At 66.5% G+C, this 18245-nt stretch carries 20 protein-coding genes; 13 read left to right on the top strand and 7 right to left on the bottom strand.

What is annotated here, in order from left to right:
- Positions 1 to 29: 29 nt before the first annotated feature.
- The 4 genes from greA (at position 30) to glyS (ending at position 5237) form a co-directional block, all read left to right on the top strand.
- A complete protein-coding gene (gene greA, locus AC6IW9_RS02145) occupies positions 30 to 503 on the top strand; it encodes a transcription elongation factor GreA (RefSeq protein ID WP_497768569.1) in 474 nt (157 codons plus the stop codon).
- Between the two features lie 74 nt (positions 504 to 577).
- Complete coding sequence (locus tag AC6IW9_RS02140) at positions 578 to 1696, top strand: mitochondrial fission ELM1 family protein (RefSeq protein WP_497768566.1); 1119 nt, start codon at positions 578 to 580, stop codon at positions 1694 to 1696.
- A 103-nt stretch (positions 1697 to 1799) separates the two neighbouring features.
- Complete coding sequence (trxB, locus tag AC6IW9_RS02135; protein WP_497768564.1) at positions 1800 to 2789, top strand: thioredoxin-disulfide reductase; 990 nt, start codon at positions 1800 to 1802, stop codon at positions 2787 to 2789.
- A gap of 81 nt (positions 2790 to 2870) precedes the next feature.
- Positions 2871 to 5237, top strand: coding sequence for a glycine--tRNA ligase subunit beta (gene glyS / locus AC6IW9_RS02130; protein WP_497768561.1), 2367 nt, complete (start codon positions 2871 to 2873; stop codon positions 5235 to 5237).
- 49 nt (positions 5238 to 5286) lie between these two features.
- Here glyS and AC6IW9_RS02125 read toward each other — a convergent pair whose 3' ends face one another.
- From AC6IW9_RS02125 to AC6IW9_RS02105, 5 genes are all read right to left on the bottom strand, one after another.
- On the bottom strand, positions 5287 to 5757 hold the full coding sequence (locus tag AC6IW9_RS02125; protein ID WP_497768558.1) for a hypothetical protein: 471 nt from the start codon (positions 5755 to 5757) through the stop codon (positions 5287 to 5289).
- Between the two features lie 478 nt (positions 5758 to 6235).
- The gene (locus AC6IW9_RS02120) at positions 6236 to 7567 is read right to left on the bottom strand and encodes a DUF3422 family protein (protein ID WP_497768555.1); all 1332 of its coding nucleotides are present in this window, start codon (positions 7565 to 7567) and stop codon (positions 6236 to 6238) included.
- Between the two features lie 118 nt (positions 7568 to 7685).
- Positions 7686 to 8267 carry a hypothetical protein gene (locus tag AC6IW9_RS02115; protein WP_497768552.1) on the bottom strand — a complete coding sequence of 194 codons (582 nt, stop codon included), beginning with the start codon at positions 8265 to 8267 and terminating at the stop codon, positions 7686 to 7688.
- Positions 8268 to 8394: 127 nt separating this feature from the next.
- Positions 8395 to 8832, bottom strand: coding sequence for a cyclic nucleotide-binding domain-containing protein (locus AC6IW9_RS02110; RefSeq protein WP_497768549.1), 438 nt, complete (start codon positions 8830 to 8832; stop codon positions 8395 to 8397).
- Between the two features lie 15 nt (positions 8833 to 8847).
- Positions 8848 to 9522 (bottom strand): winged helix-turn-helix domain-containing protein, encoded by a 675-nt coding sequence (locus AC6IW9_RS02105; RefSeq protein ID WP_497768548.1) that lies wholly within the window; start codon positions 9520 to 9522, stop codon positions 8848 to 8850.
- Between the two features lie 111 nt (positions 9523 to 9633).
- On the opposite strand from AC6IW9_RS02105, the gene AC6IW9_RS02100 reads away from it, so the two are divergent.
- Positions 9634 to 10203 (top strand): L,D-transpeptidase family protein, encoded by a 570-nt coding sequence (locus tag AC6IW9_RS02100; protein WP_497768547.1) that lies wholly within the window; start codon positions 9634 to 9636, stop codon positions 10201 to 10203.
- Here the strand turns inward: AC6IW9_RS02100 and AC6IW9_RS02095 are convergent.
- Both AC6IW9_RS02095 and AC6IW9_RS02090 read right to left on the bottom strand, forming a co-directional pair.
- Positions 10188 to 10862, bottom strand: coding sequence for a YggS family pyridoxal phosphate-dependent enzyme (locus AC6IW9_RS02095; protein WP_497768546.1), 675 nt, complete (start codon positions 10860 to 10862; stop codon positions 10188 to 10190). The two genes, AC6IW9_RS02100 and AC6IW9_RS02095, sit on opposite strands and share 16 nt — an antisense overlap.
- Positions 10863 to 10869: 7 nt before the next feature.
- Entirely contained in the window at positions 10870 to 11442 is a 573-nt protein-coding gene (locus AC6IW9_RS02090) for a coiled-coil domain-containing protein (protein WP_497768545.1), read from the bottom strand.
- A gap of 477 nt (positions 11443 to 11919) precedes the next feature.
- Between AC6IW9_RS02090 and rpsL the strand changes: the two genes are divergently transcribed.
- The 8 genes from rpsL (at position 11920) to AC6IW9_RS02050 (ending at position 18235) form a co-directional block, all read left to right on the top strand.
- Positions 11920 to 12291: a 30S ribosomal protein S12 gene (gene rpsL / locus AC6IW9_RS02085; protein ID WP_003610013.1), complete on the top strand. Its 372-nt coding sequence runs from the start codon at positions 11920 to 11922 to the stop codon at positions 12289 to 12291.
- A gap of 12 nt (positions 12292 to 12303) precedes the next feature.
- Entirely contained in the window at positions 12304 to 12774 is a 471-nt protein-coding gene (gene rpsG, locus AC6IW9_RS02080) for a 30S ribosomal protein S7 (protein WP_497768543.1), read from the top strand.
- A gap of 36 nt (positions 12775 to 12810) precedes the next feature.
- Positions 12811 to 14886 (top strand): elongation factor G, encoded by a 2076-nt coding sequence (gene fusA, locus AC6IW9_RS02075; protein ID WP_497768540.1) that lies wholly within the window; start codon positions 12811 to 12813, stop codon positions 14884 to 14886.
- A gap of 43 nt (positions 14887 to 14929) precedes the next feature.
- The gene (gene tuf, locus AC6IW9_RS02070) at positions 14930 to 16120 is read left to right on the top strand and encodes an elongation factor Tu (protein ID WP_497765187.1); all 1191 of its coding nucleotides are present in this window, start codon (positions 14930 to 14932) and stop codon (positions 16118 to 16120) included.
- Between the two features lie 113 nt (positions 16121 to 16233).
- Positions 16234 to 16542 carry a 30S ribosomal protein S10 gene (gene rpsJ / locus AC6IW9_RS02065; protein WP_003613511.1) on the top strand — a complete coding sequence of 103 codons (309 nt, stop codon included), beginning with the start codon at positions 16234 to 16236 and terminating at the stop codon, positions 16540 to 16542.
- Between the two features lie 62 nt (positions 16543 to 16604).
- Entirely contained in the window at positions 16605 to 17318 is a 714-nt protein-coding gene (gene rplC / locus AC6IW9_RS02060) for a 50S ribosomal protein L3 (protein ID WP_497768535.1), read from the top strand.
- Positions 17319 to 17321: 3 nt separating this feature from the next.
- Entirely contained in the window at positions 17322 to 17942 is a 621-nt protein-coding gene (gene rplD / locus AC6IW9_RS02055; RefSeq protein ID WP_497768532.1) for a 50S ribosomal protein L4, read from the top strand.
- The gene (locus tag AC6IW9_RS02050; protein ID WP_497768530.1) at positions 17939 to 18235 is read left to right on the top strand and encodes a 50S ribosomal protein L23; all 297 of its coding nucleotides are present in this window, start codon (positions 17939 to 17941) and stop codon (positions 18233 to 18235) included. The genes rplD and AC6IW9_RS02050 overlap by 4 nt, the downstream gene beginning before the upstream one ends.
- The last annotated feature ends 10 nt before the right edge of the window (positions 18236 to 18245 follow it).

The following is an 18245-nucleotide window of genomic DNA, read 5'->3' as shown; positions in this document are numbered from 1 at the left end:
GGAACGAAAAGAGCAAGAGAGCAAGAGAGATGGACAAGGTGCCCATGACCGCCGCCGGCTACGCCGCTCTCGATACGGAGTTGAGGCATCGCCAGCAGACCGAGCGTCCGCGCATCATCCAGGCGATCGCCGAAGCCCGCTCGCACGGCGATTTGTCGGAGAACGCCGAATATCATGCCGCCAAGGAAGCGCAGTCGCTGAACGAAGGGCGCATCGCCGAGCTCGAGGACAAGCTCTCCCGCGCCGAGGTCATCGACGTGTCGAAGCTCAGCGGCAATACGATCAAATTCGGCGCGACGGTCACGCTGGTCGACGAGGACACCGAGGAAGAGAAGGCCTATCAGATCGTCGGCGAGCCGGAGGCCGACGCCAAGAACGGCCGCGTCTCCATCGCCTCTCCCATCGCCCGCGCGCTGATCGGCAAGAAGGTCGGCGACACGGTCGAGGTGAAGACGCCCGGCGGCGGGAAGAGTTACGAGATCCTGAAGGTCGCCTTCGTCTGAAGGTTCGCGTCCACCTTCTCCCGCTCTGCGGGAGAAGGAAGAAACGTCTAGAGGATTGAACAACGTCGGACGATTTGGCGACGGTCTGGGTTCTCTCCGACGGTCGCGCCGGCCATGAGGCGCAGACCCTCGGCCTCGTCGAATCGCTCGGCCTCTCCCCTCGCCTCGTCCGCATTGCGCCGCGCCGCCTGATCGCCGCCTTCGCGCCCTTCGGTCCGATCGATCCGCGCGAGGCGGGCCTGCTCGCTCCGCCTTTTCCCGATCTCGTGCTCGCCTGTGGGCGGCGGACCATTCCCTATCTCCGTCATGTGAAGCGCGCCTCGGGCGGCGCGGCGTTCACCGTCTATGTCAACAAGCCGGCGAGCGGGCTCGGGACCGCCGATGTGATCGTCGCGCCGCGGCACGACGGCATTTCGGGCGCAAATGTCCTCACGCCGCCGACGCCGCCCAATCGCCTGACGCCGGAGCGGCTCGCCGAGGCGCGCGCGGCGCCGGACCCTCGCATCGCGGCGCTGCCGGGGCCGATCGCCGGGCTGCTCGTCGGAGGCGATAGTCGGCATTTCCGGTTTTCGGAGCGGGATGTCGCCGAGCTGGCGGCGGCGGCGCACGGGCTGCTCGCGGAGGGCTGGAGCGTCGCAGCCACCCTGTCGCGGCGGACGCCGCCGCGGCTGGCGGACGCGTTGCGGTCCTCCCTTCTCCCGTTCGCGGGGGAAGGCGGCCCGACGAAGTCGGGTCGGATGAGGGCGGCTGCGGTTCGTGGTTCGTGGGGAGAGCTTCAGGATCATCGCGGCGGTGCGAGCCCTCGCCCGACCCCGCTTTGCGGGGCCGCCTTCTCCCGCGAGCGGGAGAAGGAGTCGCTCACGACGATTCCGCGAGCTTTTCTTTGGGAAGGGCAGGGGGAAAACCCCTATCTCTCCATCCTCGCCTGCTCGGACGCGCTGCTCGTCACCGGCGACAGCGTCAATATGATCTCGGAGGCGGCGTCGACCGGGGCGCCGGTTCATGTCTTCGCGCCCGGCGGGGGCTCGGCGAAGCTCGCCGCCTTTCTCGACGCTCTCGAAACGCAGGGCGCCGTGCGGCGCTGGGGCGGCCGGCTCGAACGCCGGCGCCGCCAGCCGCTGAATTCGACCGCCGAGGTCGCGCAGGAGATCGCGCGCGCCTATCGGCGCTTCCGGTCGGGGGACGGCGCCTGATTTGCTGCGCGCGAGCGAAGGTTGCGGCGCAACGCATAATGACTAGATTGCGCCCATGTCCGCGCCGCCGGCGCGCTCGTCGTCTTTCGCAAAAGGCTCCTTCATGTCCGCAGACGATAAAGGCCTGCACGCCCGCGTCATCGTGCTCGGCTCCGGCCCCGCCGGCTATACGGCGGCGATCTATACGGCGCGCGCCATGCTCGAGCCCGTGGTCATCGCCGGCTTCGACCAGGGCGGGCAGCTGATGATCACCACCGACGTCGAGAATTATCCGGGCTTCGCCGAGCCGATCCAGGGCCCTTGGCTGATGGATCAGATGCGCGCCCAGGCCGAGCATGTCGGCGCAAGGCTCGTCTCCGACCATATCGTGGAGGCGAGGCTCGGCGAGCGGCCTTTCGAGCTCCTGGGCGATTCGGGAAAGCTCTACACGGCCGATGCGCTGATCGTCGCGACCGGAGCGAAAGCCAAATGGCTGGGCATTCCGAGCGAGGAGAAGTTCAAGGGCTATGGCGTCTCCGCCTGCGCCACCTGCGACGGCTTCTTCTTCCGCGGCAAGAAGGTCTTGGTCGTCGGCGGCGGCAATACGGCGGTCGAGGAGGCGCTCTATCTCTCGCAGCTCGCCGCGCATGTGACGATCGTGCATCGGCGCGACGTCTTCCGCGCTGAGCGCGTGCTGCAGGAGCGGCTCGCCGCGCGCCCCAATGTCACGATAGTGTTCGACCATGCGATCGACGAGATTCTGGGCGAGACGAATCCGCTCTCGGTGACCAAGGCGCGAGTGAAGAATGTGAAGACCGGCGCGACGCAGACCCTCGACGTCGACGGCGTGTTCGTCGCCATCGGGCATCAGCCGGCCTCGGAGCTGTTCGTCGGCCAGCTGGAGCTCAAGCCTTCGGGTTACATCCTCGTGCAGCCGGGCACGACGCGCACCAACATTCCCGGCGTCTTCGCGGCGGGCGACGTGGCCGACGACATTTATCGCCAGGCGGTGACGGCGGCCGGCCTCGGCTGCATGGCCGCGCTCGACGTAGAGCGATATCTTCTCGATGCGCCCGCCCCGGCCGAGACGCTCGCCTCCGAGGAGCCGTTGTGAGAAACCCGCGCCCCCACCCTACCCTTGAGGAAGGGGAGGGTGGAGCGGCCGCGAATTTTTCTCTCCTGACCAGACAAAGCGATGTCCGACCTTCTCCTCGAGCTCTTCTCCGAAGAAATTCCCGCCCGCATGCAGCGCCAGGCGGCAGATGATCTGCAGCGGCTCGTCTGCGGCGCGCTGGCCGAGCGCGGGGTGGCCTTCGAGGGCGCGACCGCTCATGCGACGCCGCGGCGGCTCGCGCTGCATGTCGCCGGATTGCCGACGCGCCAGCCCGATGTGCGGGAGGAGAAGAAAGGCCCGCGCGTCGGCGCGCCCGAGGCCGCCATCGGCGGCTTTCTGAAGAGCGCCGGCCTCGCCTCGCTCGATGAAGCGAAGATCGAGAAGGACCCGAAGAAGGGCGAATTCTATGTCGCCGTGATCGAGCGCGCCGGGCGCGAGACGATCGAGGTGCTGGCGGAGATTCTGCCGGGGATCGTGAAGAGCTTTCCCTGGCCGAAGTCGATGCGCTGGGGCGCCGCCTCCGCCAAGCTCGATTCGCTGCGCTGGGTGCGTCCCTTGCAGTCGGTCCTCGCCACCTTCGGACCCGAGACCGAGACGCCCGAGATCGTCCGTTTCTCGATCGACGGAATCGAGAGCGGCAATATCGCCCACGGCCATCGCTTCATGGCGCCGGAAGGTTTTGTCGTGCGCCGCTTCGACGATTATGTTCCTTCGCTCGAGAAGGCGAAGGTCGTGCTCGACTCCGCGCGGCGGCGCGACATCGTACTGCACGACGCGCGCAATCTCGCCATGGCGCAGGGGCTGGAGCTCGTCGAGGACGCGGCGTTGCTGGAAGAAGTCGCCGGCCTCGTCGAATGGCCCGTCACGCTGATGGGCTCTTTCGACGAGAGCTTTCTCGCCATTCCTCCGGAAGTCATTCGCGCGACCATTCGCGTCAATCAGAAATGCTTCGTGCTGAAGCGCGCCGACGGCGGGCTCGCCAACAGGTTCATTCTCGTCGCCAATGTCGAGGCGAGCGACGGCGGCGCGACCATCGTCGGCGGCAATCAGCGGGTCATCGCGGCGCGGCTCTCGGATGCGAAATTCTTCTATGAGACGGATATGAAGACGCCTCTCGAGGCGCGCCTGCCGAAGCTCGACAACATCGTGTTTCACGAGAAGCTCGGCACGCAGGGCGAGCGCGTCGCGCGCATCGCCGCGCTCGCGCGCGAGCTCGCGCCTCTCGTCGGCGCCGATGCGGACAGAGCCGAGCGCGCGGCGCGGCTCGCAAAGGCCGATCTCGTCACCGAGATGGTCGGCGAATTTCCCGAGCTGCAAGGGCTGATGGGCCGCTATTATGCCGCGGCGCAGGACGAAACCGCCGATGTCGCGGCGGCGCTCGAGGAGCACTACAAGCCGCAGGGGCCGAACGACCGCATTCCGACGATTCCCGTATCGATCGCGGTGGCGCTCGCCGACAAGATCGACACGCTCGTCGGCTTCTGGGCGATCGACGAGAAGCCGACCGGCAGCAAGGACCCTTATGCGCTGCGCAGGGCGGCGCTCGGCGTCATTCGCATCGCGCTCGAGAATGGGCTGCGCTTGCCGCTGCGCAAAGTTTTCGCCGCTGCGCAAACGGCGATCTGGTTCGACGCCCGCACGCCGCTGCGCGAGCTGGTGACGGGCGAGGTCGCTCGCGTCGCCTCCGATCTTTCGCCGAACGGCGCGTCGAGCCTCACCGCGGATGCGCAGGCGCATCTGCGCGCGGACATAGAAAAGCGGCTCGCGGCGATCGGCCGCGAGAACAGCGCCGAAGCGCCGTCGGCGCAAGCCGAAATCTTCGTGCGGGAGACGCTGCCGTCTCTGCTCGGGTCGAACGCCGCCGACCTCCTCGCCTTCTTCATCGATCGCCTGAAGGTCTACCTTCGCGATCGCGGCGCACGATATGACCTGATCGATGCGGCGCTGGGAGCTCTACCCTCATCCGGCCCCGCTTCGCGGGGGCGCCTTCTCCCGCGAGCGGGAGAAGGGAGCGCGAACATGCAAGACGATCTGCTCGCCATCACCCGCAAGGTCGAGGCCCTGGCCAAGTTCCTCGATACCGACGACGGCAAGAATCTGCTCTCGGGCTTTCGCCGGGCGGCGAATATTCTCAAGATCGAGGAGAAGAAGGATGGCGCCGGCGCCTATGAGGAGCCCCACCATCCCAATCTGCGCATGGAAATGCCCGAGCACAAGCTCGCCGCCGCCATCAAGCGCGCCCGTGAGGAGACCGCCGAGCGGCTCGACAAGGAGAATTTCGAAGGCGCCATGCAGGCGCTCGCCAAGCTGCGCGAGCCGGTCGACGCCTTTTTCGACACGGTGACCGTCAATTGCGAGGACCCGAGGCTGCGGCTCAATCGCCTGCGCCTGCTCGCGGAGCTGCGCGGCGCCATGTTGCAGGTCGCGGACTTCGCCAAAGTGGCGTGAACTGCGGCTGACGGTTTCCGAAACAGGCTCGCAGCGGCGGCGCGGACCGTCAGCCGTCGCCGCGCAGCTGAAAATTTCGCGCGCCGCGGCGGCGGGCGGCGCGCCCTTCGCCCGCGCGGTCGAAATAGCCGAGCGGGTCGCTGCGCCGCGTTCTGCGCGTGAAGGACAGCACCACTCCGGTTTCGAGCGGGTGGTGGAACCCCTCGACGTCGGCGAGCGTGACTTCGAGCAGTCGCGACCCGCACGACGCTGGAACGAGCGCGGGCCGGCGCGCCTCTGGGTGATGGGTCAACAACAACCGCAGCACGATCAGCAGATCGGCGGCGCGCGCCGGAACGCCGAGATCGAGGAAGCGGCGCAGATCGGCGACGATCAGGCCGCGCACGGCGTCGAGGCCGCGGTGGGTGTTGAGCAGGTAGCTCGAGAGAAGGGAGCGGTGCTTCGGAGAGGGAACGGCGCCGAGGATCAGCTCGTTCGACGCGAGGCCTGCGAGGGCCGCGCATTCCGACACAGAAATCATGATGAGCTCCTTACGCGTTACGCAAACGACGACCCGCCCGGCTCGGGCGGCGTATGGCTCAGAAAGACAACGGCGCCTCCATCCGGTCAGCCGAATCCGCGGGGGACGGTGGGAGTCACGAAAAGAAATACTTCAAATTGATCGAATGCGTACGTAAATTTTTGCTCATTTTCTGCCCTCTTCTTGGCCAGTTCTCCAGCCGGGTCCGGCTGCGAGCTGGGTGGATGCTCGTCAATACTTGCTCAGAGCCGAATCCAAAATTGGGGCATTTACTTATATGCGGCCAGCGGAAGCGAGCGTTCGAAAAATATCTCGTATAAACAGGTGCTTGGCCCGAAGGGTATTTGCGCTGCCGAGCGGGAAACGAGCGCGTCGGCGCGCCGAAATCAAGACAATTCTATCGAATTCACTTGTCTAAATAAGACGAATTTCGTCAAATCCATGTAATTCGCAGCTTCGTGGCGGGCCTCTGCGCGCGTCAGCTCACCCGCTCCTCCTCCTGCGCCTTGGCCGAGAGGCGCTTCACGCGCTGCCAGAAGGCCCAGGCGCCGAAGATGACGAGCGGCATGGCCGCCGCGGCCGCCTCCTCGCCGGTGAAGCCGAACGGCAGGAAGCCCGCGTCTTTCACACCCTTGAAGAAATAGAGCGAGAGGCCGGCGACGTAATAGCTGAGCGCGGCGATCGAGAGGCCGCCGACGAGCTTTTGCAGGCGCATCTGCAGCCGTGCGCGGCGGTTCATATCATCGAGCAGGTCTCGGTTCTGCTGTTCGAGCTCGAAGGTGATGCCGGTGCGCATCAGGTCGACGGCGCGCTCGACCTGGGCGGCGAGGCGCGCCTGGCGCGCCTCGAAGGCGTTGCAGGTCTCGATCGCCGGATCGAGCCTGGCGCTGAAGAAGGCGGAGATGGTCGTGTAATGGCTCTCCTTCGCCTCCTGGATCAGCGCCAGGCGGTTCTTCACTATGGCGTGATAGGCGCGGCTCGCGCCGAAGCGGAAGGCCGTGCGCGTCGACAGCGCCTCGCTTCTCGCGAGCAGATCGCTCGAGCGTTTCAGCAGATCGCGGCTGGTGCGCATGTCCTGCGTCTGGCTCAGGGCATGGGTGACATCGGAGATCTCGCTCTCCATCGCGCGCAATCGCGCGCCCGCGCTGCGGGCCTCCGGCAGGCCGAGCAGCGCCATGGTGCGATAGGTTTCGATCTCCAGCACGCGCTGCAGCAGGCGTCCCGACTCCAGCGGCCCGATCCCGCTCGTCTTCACCAAGAAGCGCGTGAAGCCGAAGGGATCGACGGCGAAGTCGGTCATCACATGCGCGCCGCCCTTGGCCGCGCGCACGAGGCACAGGCTCTGCGAATTGAACATCTGCGCATAGACCTCGTGCGAATGGCCGCCCTCTATGGCGCTGAGATGGGTCGCGACGATCAGCCGGCCCGGCGGGCGGAAGGCGATTTCGCCCGCGCCGAGCGGATCCGTGCGAGCGAAAGGCTCGTCCGCCTCCTTCTGCGAGGACCAGGTGTAGGTGGTGAACTCCGTATGCTGCTCCCAGCGCAGCCGCCAGTCGCCGATGGAGAGGCGCTGGAATTTGGCGTCGCCGGTCGGCGGCGGCAGCATATGCGAGCGGAGCAGCTCGGCGAGCGCGGAGCGGTCGGCGCGCGCCTCCTCCTCGTCGGTCGCGAAAGCGAAATGGTAGATACGCTGCGGCAGCTCGATCGGCAAAAACGGCCGGGCGTGCAGCTCCGCGAGGACTGCGGCGCGCGCTTCGTGCTCCCGGAGCCTGCTCGCCGCGCCCGCGCGGCCCTCGTCGTCCCGTTCCATGTCGCCTCGTTCTCCTCCCGAATCGGACAGAGAGCATATCGGCTCCCACCCGGGAAGGAATGCGGCGAATGGCGTCGCGCCGGGCCGGCAGGGCTCGGCGCGAGATCGCGATCAAATGTCAGCGCCGGCCGTGGAACCCGCCGAAACCGCCATGGTGGACCCCGCCGAAACCGCCGAAGCCGCCCGGGCGGAAGCCTCCGCCGAAGCCGCGACCGCCGCCCCAATGGCCGCCGCGATGGAAGCCGCCTCCGCCCCAACGGGGACCGCCCCAGCCGCCGCCCCAATGGCCGATGTGGCGATGACCGCCCCAGCCGCCCCACGCGCCGAGTGGGCGGCGATAGCCCCAGCCGCCGCCCCACAAGACCGGGGCGCTCCAGCCGTAGCCATAACCGGGGTAGCCGTAGCCATAATCGTAATAAGAGGGATAGTCGGAATAGACCCGGTAGGTCGTCACGACCGGCGCCGCGCTCGCTCCATAGACATAATTATAAACACGCTTGACGCGGGCGCCGGCGTGGCGGCAGCGTTTCTGACGATGGCGCTTGCCGCAATAAGCGACGGTCTCGACCGGGGACTGCAATTCGACGACCGCTCTGCCGGCGACGCTGGTCGGCCCGGCCGAACTTTCGGACGGCGGGAATGCGAGAGCGATCGTTGCGCCGAGCGCCGCGGCGGCGCCCGATCGGATGGAATGAGGCATGGCTTTCCTCCTGCCGGCGACGCAGAACTCGCGCGCCGGCGAACGATGCGCCCCCACTCGCATTTTAATAAATAGTGAGGGATGCGCGCGCCGTCGAGAGCGCGCTCGCGTGAATCCTCCGAGGGCGTCAGGCTTCGAAGGCGAGCTCGCCGGCGAGCTGCGCCAGCCGACCCGCGAGACGCCGCCGCACGCGCAGCGCGGTGGCGGGATATTCCTCGAGCAGCCGGTGGAACAGAGCGCGGGTGATTTTCAGCGTGGTCGCCGGCTCGCGTGCGATCGCCGTGATCGGCCGGATGGTTTCGGCGATCAGCGCCGTCTCGCCGATCAGCGTGACCGGCCGCAGGATTTTCTCGGCGGGGCGGCCGTCGTCGCGCTTCTCCAGCGCGATCGAGCCGCCAGTTAGGATATAGCCGCCGTCCGAGGGCTCGCCGCGCCGGAACAAAGCGTCGCCGGCGCGCAGCAGTTTCGTTTCGGAGCCGAAGACGAGCAGGCGCAACGCCTCGGTCTCGAAATCCTCGAACAGGGAAATGCGCCGCAGATTGGCGATGTCATCATCGAGAGCCATTTCTGGAGGCCCCTTTCAAAGTTCGGCCTTCGCTTCCCCCAATTCGTCCGTCCGCCGGAAGATCAGGCGATAGCCGTTCTTCTCGGTGAGTAGGGAGCGTGCGCCGGGCGTCGTCCCGATCTTGCGGCGCAGGCGGCTCAGATGAGTCTCCAGCGTCCGCGTCGTCACGTCCGGACGATAGCCCCAAATGTCGCGCAGCAATATCTCCTTCGTCACGATCTCCCCATCGGCCTCCACGAGGCGGGAGAGGATCGCCGCCTCCTTCTCGGTGAGCGGCAGACGCCGGCCGGCTTCGTCGAGGAGCTCGAAGGCGCCGGGCCGGAAGCGGCGGGCGCCGATGACGACCTCCCGCCCCGCCACGACGCCTGCAGCGCGGAGCCGGCGCAGGAGATCGGCGAAGCGGAACGGGCGCGCGATCCGCTCGATCGAAAGCGGCTGCGCGTCGCGATCCCGCACCTCGGCGTCGCCGATCAGGAAGACGGCCCCGCCGAAGCGCGCCGTGGCGAACGCCGGTCCGGCCTCTGCGTCGATGAGCAGAATGTCGAGCGCGCCGGACGCGACGATCCTCTCGGCTTCATCGGCGGAGGCCGCTTCCGCGATTTCGAACTCCGGATGAAGCGCGAGCTGCTCGACGAGCGCTTCGCGCAGGCTCGGCGCGGCGAAGATCAGAATGCGGCGCGGACGCGACACGAGATGGGGAGCTCCGGCGCTCTCTCGATCGGCCGGCTGCGAGCAACTCGGCGCGCGCCGACCCCTGTCCGATATTTTCTCTCGGCGCGCCGAGGGTGTAAACGAGGTCCCATGTCCGTCCTCACGTCCCATTCGCCGCAGGTCCGCCACGGTCTCGGCCTCTTGCGCGTGGCCCGCCGGTTCGACGGGGAGCCCCGGCACAGAGGAAAATTGATCGCGGGGACCCTCGTCCTTCCCTGTGCGTTCGGCCGCGCCGGCGTGACCCGCGCCAAGCGCGAGGGCGACGGCGCGACCCCCGCGGGGCGGCTGCGTCTTCTCCATTTCATGCTGCGCCCGGGTCGGGCGGCGGCCTGCGGCATTCCGTCCCGCTTCATCCGGCGGGACGATCTCTGGTGCGACGATCCGGCCTCCTTCTCCTACAATCGGCCTCTGCGCGCGCCGACGAGGCTCGGCCATGAGCGCCTGTGGCGGAGCGACCGCCTCTATGACGTCATCGGCGTGCTCGATTACAATATCCGCCCGCGCTCGCTCGGGCGCGGCAGCGCGATCTTCTTTCACATCGCGACGCGCGATCTCGGCCCGACGGCGGGCTGCGTCGCGCTGCGGGCTCGCGACATGGCGCGGCTGCTGCCGAGGCTTTCGCGGGGCGTGAGGCTGGCGATCGATCAGCCGTTCGAATAGTCGCGTTCGCCCATGATGGCCGAGCCGATGCGCACATGTGTCGCGCCGAGCTGAATGGCGAGCTCGTAATCGGCGCTCATGCCCATGGACAGCTCCTCGAGCCCGTTGCGCCGCGCGATCTCCGCGAGCAGCGCGAAATGCGGCGAGGCCTGCTGATCGACCGGCGGCACGCACATCAGCCCGGCGATGTCGAGCCCATATTGCTCGCGGCACTGCTTTATGAAGGCGTCCGCCTCCTGCGGCCTCACGCCGGCCTTCTGCGGCTCCTCGCCCGTATTGACCTGCACGAGCAGGCGCGGGCGCCGGCCCTGGCGGGCGATCTCGGCGGCGATGGCCTCGGCGATCTTCGGTCGGTCGACGCTCTCGATGACGTCGAAGGTCTCGACCGCTTCGCGCGTCTTGTTGGACTGCAGCGGGCCGATGAGATGCAGCTCCACATCCGGGAATCGTTCGCGAAGCGGCCCCCATTTGGCGCGCGCCTCCTGCACCTTGTTCTCTCCGAAGACGCGATGGCCGGCCTCGAGCAGCGGGACGACCGCCTCGGCCGGAAAAGTCTTGGCGACGCAGACGAGGGTGATCCCGGCCGGATCGCGGCCGCAGTCGCGCGCGCGCGCGGCGATGGCTAGTTCGGCGGCCCTCAGCCGGTCGACGACGGTCATGGGCGGCTCAGCGGACGAATTTCACGATGGTGAAGATGGCGCCGATCAGCACGATGACGAAGCCGAACAGCCAGCGCAACGTCTCGTTCTTCGATTGGGCGATCTCGAGCCGCACGCGGACCTCGGATTCGGAGATGTCCCGCTTGAATTCCAGCCGGAGCCGGGACTCCGAATCGGCGACGTCTCGCCGCAGGCCCTCGAAATCGTGCTTCAGCAACGAAATTTCGTGCTTTACGCCTTCGACGTTCGACGCCGTCTCCCGTCTGAGAGACTCGATGCTCGCCGCCGTCTCGTGCTTGAGGGCCTCGATGCTCGCCGTCGTCTCGTGCTTGAGGGCCTCGATGCTCGCCGCCGTCTCGTGCTTGAGGGCCTCGATGCTCGCGGTCGTCTCGTGCCTGAAGGCCTCGATGCTCGATTGGAGCTCGCGCTTGGAGCCCTCCACATCCGCTTTGGTGGCGACGCTCTCGGAAAAGGCCGTCTCCAGCGCCTCGGCGGAGGCCCGCGCCTGCTCGGGCGTGAAGCCGCCGCGGGTGAGGCGGTCCACATAGGCGAGCTGGTTGAAGAGCACTTGCGCGGACATGGCTTCGATATAGCACGCGCACGAGGTTCCGACGAGCCGCGGCGCGCGTCTTTCCGGCTTTCGCCCATGTCGGCCGGGGGCCCGCGAGAGACGATCGACGCGCCATCGGCCCAGCTCATGCCGGGGATTTCGTGAAATTTTCTTTCACGCGCCGCAATCTGCGCTTGACGCGTCGCGGCGCGGACATTAGGTTCCGCGCACTTTCGGCAGGCCGTAAGTTCCATGTGGTCGCGCGCGCCTCGCGTGCGACATTCCGGACTTAAACGCTGCCGGCCTCACCTGAGACTGCCACGCGGTTGGTCATCATACGGCGTGAAAGCGCCGGACAGGAAGGCACGACCCCGGTTTCCGGGGTCCTCTGCATGAGGAGCGCCTTGGGCCGGCCGGCCGAGGGCGCTCGGCTCGCTTGCGTTCACGGAACGCCGGCGGGTTTGGAACAGTAAGAATCGCCAATTCGCCACACGCGAAGGACCTGGAATGCCGACGATCAGCCAGTTGATCCGCAAGCCGCGGCAACCGAAGACCTACCGCGAGAAGTCCCGCCATCTCGGGGCCTGCCCGCAGAAGCGCGGCGTCTGCACGCGCGTCTATACGACGACGCCGAAGAAGCCGAACTCGGCTCTCCGCAAGGTCGCCAAGGTTCGCCTGACCAACGGCTTCGAGGTCATCGGCTACATCCCGGGCGAGGGGCATAACCTCCAGGAGCACTCGGTGGTCATGATCCGCGGCGGCCGCGTGAAGGACCTTCCCGGCGTGCGCTACCATATTCTGCGCGGCGTGCTCGACACGCAGGGCGTCAAGGACCGCAAGCAGCGCCGTTCGAAATACGGCGCGAAGCGTCCGAAGTAAGGAGCGAGAGCCATGTCGCGTCGACATCGCGCCGAGAAGCGGGAAATCATCGAGGACGCCAAGTTCGGCGATACCGTCGTCACCAAGTTCATGAACTCGATCATGTACGCCGGCAAGAAGTCGGTGGCCGAGGCGATCGTCTACGGAGCCTTCGACTCGATCGAGGCCAAGGCCAAGACCGATCCGCTGCAGGTCTTCAAGCAGGCGCTCGACAATGTCGCGCCGGCGATCGAGGTGCGCTCGCGGCGCGTCGGCGGCGCCACCTATCAGGTGCCGGTCGAGGTGCGCAACGAGCGCCGCCAAGCGCTGGCGATCCGCTGGATCATCACCGCGGCGCGCGCCCGCAACGACAAGACGATGGTGGATCGCCTGTCGGCGGAGCTGCTCGACGCCTCCAACAACCGCGGCAACGCCGTGAAGAAGCGCGAGGACACGCACCGCATGGCGGAAGCCAACCGCGCCTTCTCGCACTACCGCTGGTAACCCGTTTCCGTCGCCCTCTGACCGAGGACTTGTCCAATGCCCCGCAGCCATCCCATCGAAGACTATCGCAACTTCGGCATCATGGCCCACATCGACGCGGGCAAGACGACGACGACCGAGCGCATCCTCTATTATTCCGGCAAGAGTCACAAGATCGGCGAGGTGCATGAAGGCGCCGCGACGATGGACTGGATGGAGCAGGAGCAGGAGCGCGGCATCACCATCACCTCGGCTGCGACGACGACGTTCTGGAACGGCAAGCGCCTCAACATCATCGATACGCCCGGCCACGTCGACTTCACCATCGAGGTCGAGCGCTCGCTGCGCGTGCTCGACGGCGCGGTCTGCGTGCTCGACGGCAATCAGGGTGTCGAGCCGCAGACCGAGACGGTATGGCGTCAGGCCGACAAATATGGCGTTCCGCGCGTCGTCTTCGTCAACAAGATGGACAAGATCGGCGCCGACTTCTATCGCTGCGTCGACGACATCGTGACCAAGGTCGGCGGCAAGCCGGTCTGCATGCAGCTGCCGATCGGCGCCGAGAACACCTTCAAGGGCGTCGTCGATCTCGTCCGCATGAAGGCGGTCGTCTGGGAGGACGAGGGCCTCGGCGCGAAATATCACGACGAGGAGATTCCGGCCGATCTCGTCGAGAAGGCCAAGGACTATCGCATCAAGCTGATCGAGGCCGCCGTCGAGCTCGACGACGACGCCATGGCCGCCTATCTCGACGGCCAGGAGCCCGACGAGGCGACGCTGAAGGCGCTGGTCCGCAAGGCCGTGCGCCAGACCTCCTTCCATCCGGTGTTCTGCGGCTCGGCCTTCAAGAACAAGGGCGTGCAGCCGCTGCTCGACGCCGTCGTCGACTATCTGCCCTCGCCTGTCGATCGCGAGGCGATCAAGGGCGTCGACATGAACACGGGCGCCGAACTCGTGCGCAATCCGTCCGACGCCGAGCCCTTCTCCATGCTCGCCTTCAAGATCATGGACGATCCCTTTGTCGGCACCATCACTTTCTGCCGCGTCTATTCGGGCAAGATCGAGTCGGGCACCACCGTGCTCAACTCCACGAAGGACAAGAAAGAGCGCGTCGGCCGCATGCTGCTGATGCATGCGAACAACCGCGAGGACATCAAGGAAGCCTTCGCCGGCGACATCGTCGCGCTCGCGGGCCTCAAGGAGACCCGCACCGGCGACACGCTCTGCGACACGCTGAAGCCGGCGATCCTCGAGCGCATGGAGTTCCCGGAGCCGGTCATCGAGATCGCCATCGAGCCGAAGTCGAAGGCCGATCAGGAGAAGCTCGGCATCGCGCTCTCCAAGCTCGCGGCCGAGGATCCGTCCTTCCGCGTCTCGACCGATCAGGAGAGCGGCCAGACCATTCTGAAGGGGATGGGCGAGCTGCATCTCGACATCAAGGTCGATATTCTGAAGCGCACCTATAAGGTCGACGCCAATATCGGCGCGCCGCAGGTCGCCTATCGCGAGCGCCTCTCGCGCAAGCAGGAAATCGACTACACGCACAAGAAGCAGACCGGCGGCACCGGCCAGTTCGCGCGCGTGAAGATCATCTTCGAGCCCAACGAGCCGGGCGCGGGCAACAGCTTCGAGAGCCAGATCGTCGGCGGCGCGGTGCCGAAGGAATATATCCCCGGCGTCGACAAGGGCATTCAGTCGGTGATGGGCTCCGGCATTCTCGCCGGCTTCCCGGTCGTCGATCTGAAGGCGACGCTGATCGACGGCGCCTTCCACGACGTCGACTCTTCGGTGCTGGCCTTCGAGATCGCGTCCCGCGCGGCGACGCGCGAAGCGCTGCAGAAGGGCGGCTCGGTGCTGCTCGAGCCGATCATGAAGGTCGAGGTGGTGACGCCCGAGGAATATACGGGCTCGGTCATCGGCGACCTCAACTCGCGGCGCGGGCAGATCCAGGGCCAGGACATGCGCGGCAATGCGGTGGTCATCGACGCGATGGTGCCGCTCGCCAATATGTTCGGCTACGTCAATCAGCTGCGCTCCTTCACCCAGGGGCGCGCCAACTACACCATGCAATTCGACCACTACGACCAGGTCCCCGAGGCGGAGTCGAAGAAGGTCCAGGCGAAATACGCCTGATCGTCCCGTCGTCTCGGAATCAGTCTTCTGAAGGAGTGTGGCCATGGCCAAGGAAAAGTTCTCACGCACGAAGCCGCATTGCAACATCGGCACGATCGGTCACGTGGACCATGGCAAGACGTCGCTGACGGCGGCGATCACCAAGGTTCTGGCCGAGACGGGCGGCGCGACCTTCACGGCCTATGACCAGATCGACAAGGCCCCCGAGGAGCGCGCGCGCGGCATCACCATCTCGACGGCGCATGTCGAATACGAGACGCAGAACCGCCACTACGCGCATGTCGACTGCCCCGGCCACGCCGACTATGTGAAGAACATGATCACCGGCGCCGCGCAGATGGACGGCGCCATTCTGGTCGTGTCCGCCGCGGACGGCCCCATGCCGCAGACCCGCGAGCACATTCTGCTCGCCCGCCAGGTCGGCGTGCCGGCGCTGGTCGTGTTCCTGAACAAGGTCGACATGGTCGACGACCCGGAGCTGCTCGAGCTCGTCGAGCTCGAAGTGCGCGAGCTCTTGTCGAAATACGAGTTCCCCGGCGACGACATTCCGATCGTCAAGGGCTCGGCGCTGTGCGCGCTGGAGAACAAGAATCCCGAGCTCGGCCATGACGCGATCCTGAAGCTGATGGCCGAGGTCGACGCCTATATTCCGCAGCCGGAGCGCCCGAAGGATCAGCCGTTCCTGATGCCGGTCGAAGACGTGTTCTCGATTTCGGGCCGCGGCACGGTGGTGACGGGGCGCATCGAGCGCGGCATCATCAAGGTCGGCGAGGAAGTGGAGATCGTCGGCATCCGCGCGACGACGAAGACGACGGTGACGGGCGTCGAAATGTTCCGCAAGCTGCTCGACCAGGGCGAGGCGGGCGACAATGTGGGCTGCCTGCTGCGCGGCACGAAGCGTGAGGACGTGGAGCGCGGCCAGGTGCTGTGCAAGCCCGGCACGGTGAAGCCGCACACCAAGTTCAAGGCCGAGGCGTATATCCTGACGAAGGAGGAGGGCGGCCGCCACACGCCGTTCTTCACCAACTACCGTCCGCAGTTCTACTTCCGCACGACGGATGTGACCGGCGTGGTGCAGTTGCCGGAGGGCGTCGAGATGGTGATGCCGGGCGACAATGTGGCGATGGAGGTGAGCCTCATCGTTCCGATCGCCATGGAGGAGAAGCTGCGCTTCGCCATCCGCGAAGGCGGCCGCACCGTCGGCGCCGGCGTCGTCGCGAGCATCATCGAGTAACGCGAATTTGGACCGCGAGCCTTCAGGCTCGCATTCACGAAGCGGGATTGCGAGCCCGAAAAGGCTCGCAGTCCGAGAAGGGCCCCGGCCCGCGGTCCAAGAGGAAGACGCTGATGAATGGCCAGAACATCCGGATTCGCCTCAAGGCGTTCGATCACCGGATTCTCGACACGTCGACGAAGGAGATCGTCTCCACCGCCAAGCGCACGGGCGCTCAAGTGCGGGGGCCGATTCCGCTGCCGACCAAGATCGAGAAGTTCACGGTGAACCGTTCGCCGCATATCGACAAGAAATCGCGCGAGCAGTTCGAGATCAGGACGCATAAGCGCGTGCTCGATATCGTCGATCCGACCCCGCAGACGGTGGACGCGCTGATGAAGCTCGATCTCGCCGCGGGCGTCGACGTCGAGATCAAGCTCTAAAAGAAATAAACCGGGCGCCTCTCGCCGTGAGAAGAGCGATGCGCCTTGCGAAGGAAGAGATCATGCGGTCTGGCGTCATCGCGCAAAAGGTCGGAATGACCCGCGTTTTCACCGAGGCGGGCGAGCATGTGCCGGTCACCGTGCTGAAGCTCGACGGCTGCCAAGTCGTCGCGCATCGCACCAAGGAGCAGAACGGCTACACCGCCGTGCAGCTCGGCATCGGCCGCGCCAAGGTGAAGAACGTCTCCAAGGCCGAGCGCGGCCGTTTCGCCGTCGCCAAGGTCGAGCCGAAGCTGAAGCTCGCCGAGTTCCGCGTCGAGGAATCCGAGCTGCTGCCGGTCGGCGCGGAGATCACCGCCGATCATTTCGTCGTCGGACAGTTCGTCGACGTGACCGGCACCTCGATGGGCAAAGGCTTCGCCGGCGCCATGAAGCGTTGGAGCTTCGGCGGCCTGCGCGCCACGCACGGCGTTTCGATCTCGCATCGCTCGCATGGTTCGACCGGCGGCCGTCAGGATCCGGGCAAGACATTCAAGAACAAGAAAATGGCCGGCCATATGGGCGTCGAGCGCGTGACCACGCAGAATTTGCGCGTCGTGCAGACCGACGTCGAGCGCGGCCTGTTGCTGGTCGAAGGCTCGGTTCCGGGGCATGCCGGCGGCTGGATCTTCGTGCGCGACGCGGTGAAGCGCGCGTTGCCGGCGGAGGCGCCGCAGCCGGGCAAATATCGCCTCGGCGACGCCGCCGCCGCGCAAGACGAAAACAAGGAGGACTGAGCCGTGCAGATCGGCGTCACGTCGTACGACGGCCAGGAGGCCGGCTCGATCGAGCTCGCGGACGAAATCTTCGGTCTCGAGCCGCGAACGGATCTCATCTTCCGCATGATCCGCTGGCAGCTCGCCAAGCGGCGGGCGGGCACGCATGCGGTGAAGAACCGCGCGGACATCGCCCGCACCGGCAAGAAGATGTATAAGCAGAAGGGCACGGGCGGCGCCCGTCACGGATCGCGCCGCGTGCCGCAATTCATCGGCGGCGGCCGCGCTTTCGGGCCCGTGGTGCGCAGCCATGAGCACGATCTGCCGAAGAAGGTGCGCGCCCTCGCGCTGAAGCATGCGCTCTCGGCCAAGGCCAAGGACGGCGCGATCATTGTCTGGGACAACGCCGCGCTCGACGCGCCGAAGACGAAGATCCTGAAGGCCGGTTTCGACAAGACGGGGCTGACCAGCGCGCTGATCATCGACGGCGCCGAGCCGCAGACGAATTTCGCGCTCGCCGCCCGCAATCTGCCGAGGATCGACGTGCTGCCGGTCGCCGGCGTCAATGTCTACGACATTCTGCGCCGTGAGAAGCTGGTGCTCACCCGCGCGGCCGTCGATGCGCTGGAGGCGCGCCTGAAATGAGCAAGGATCCGCGCCATTACGACGTGATCGTCTCTCCGGTCATCACCGAGAAGGCGACGATCGCTTCGGAGCAGAACAAGGTGGTCTTCAATGTCGCGCGCACCGCGACCAAGCCGCAGATCAAGGCGGCGGTCGAGGGGCTGTTCGACGTGAAGGTCGATGCGGTCAACACGCTTCTTCGCAAGGGCAAGCTGCGCGCCTTCCGCGGCGTGCGCGGCCGCCAGTCGGATGTGAAGAAAGCGGTCGTCACTCTGGCCGAAGGCCACAAGATCGACGTGACGACGGGACTCTGAAGGGCTCGAG

The organism is Methylosinus sp. shoA (assembly GCF_059718125.1).
The sequence above is the reverse complement of the archived record's forward strand: the minus strand, read 5'-3'. Positions and strand labels throughout refer to the sequence as shown.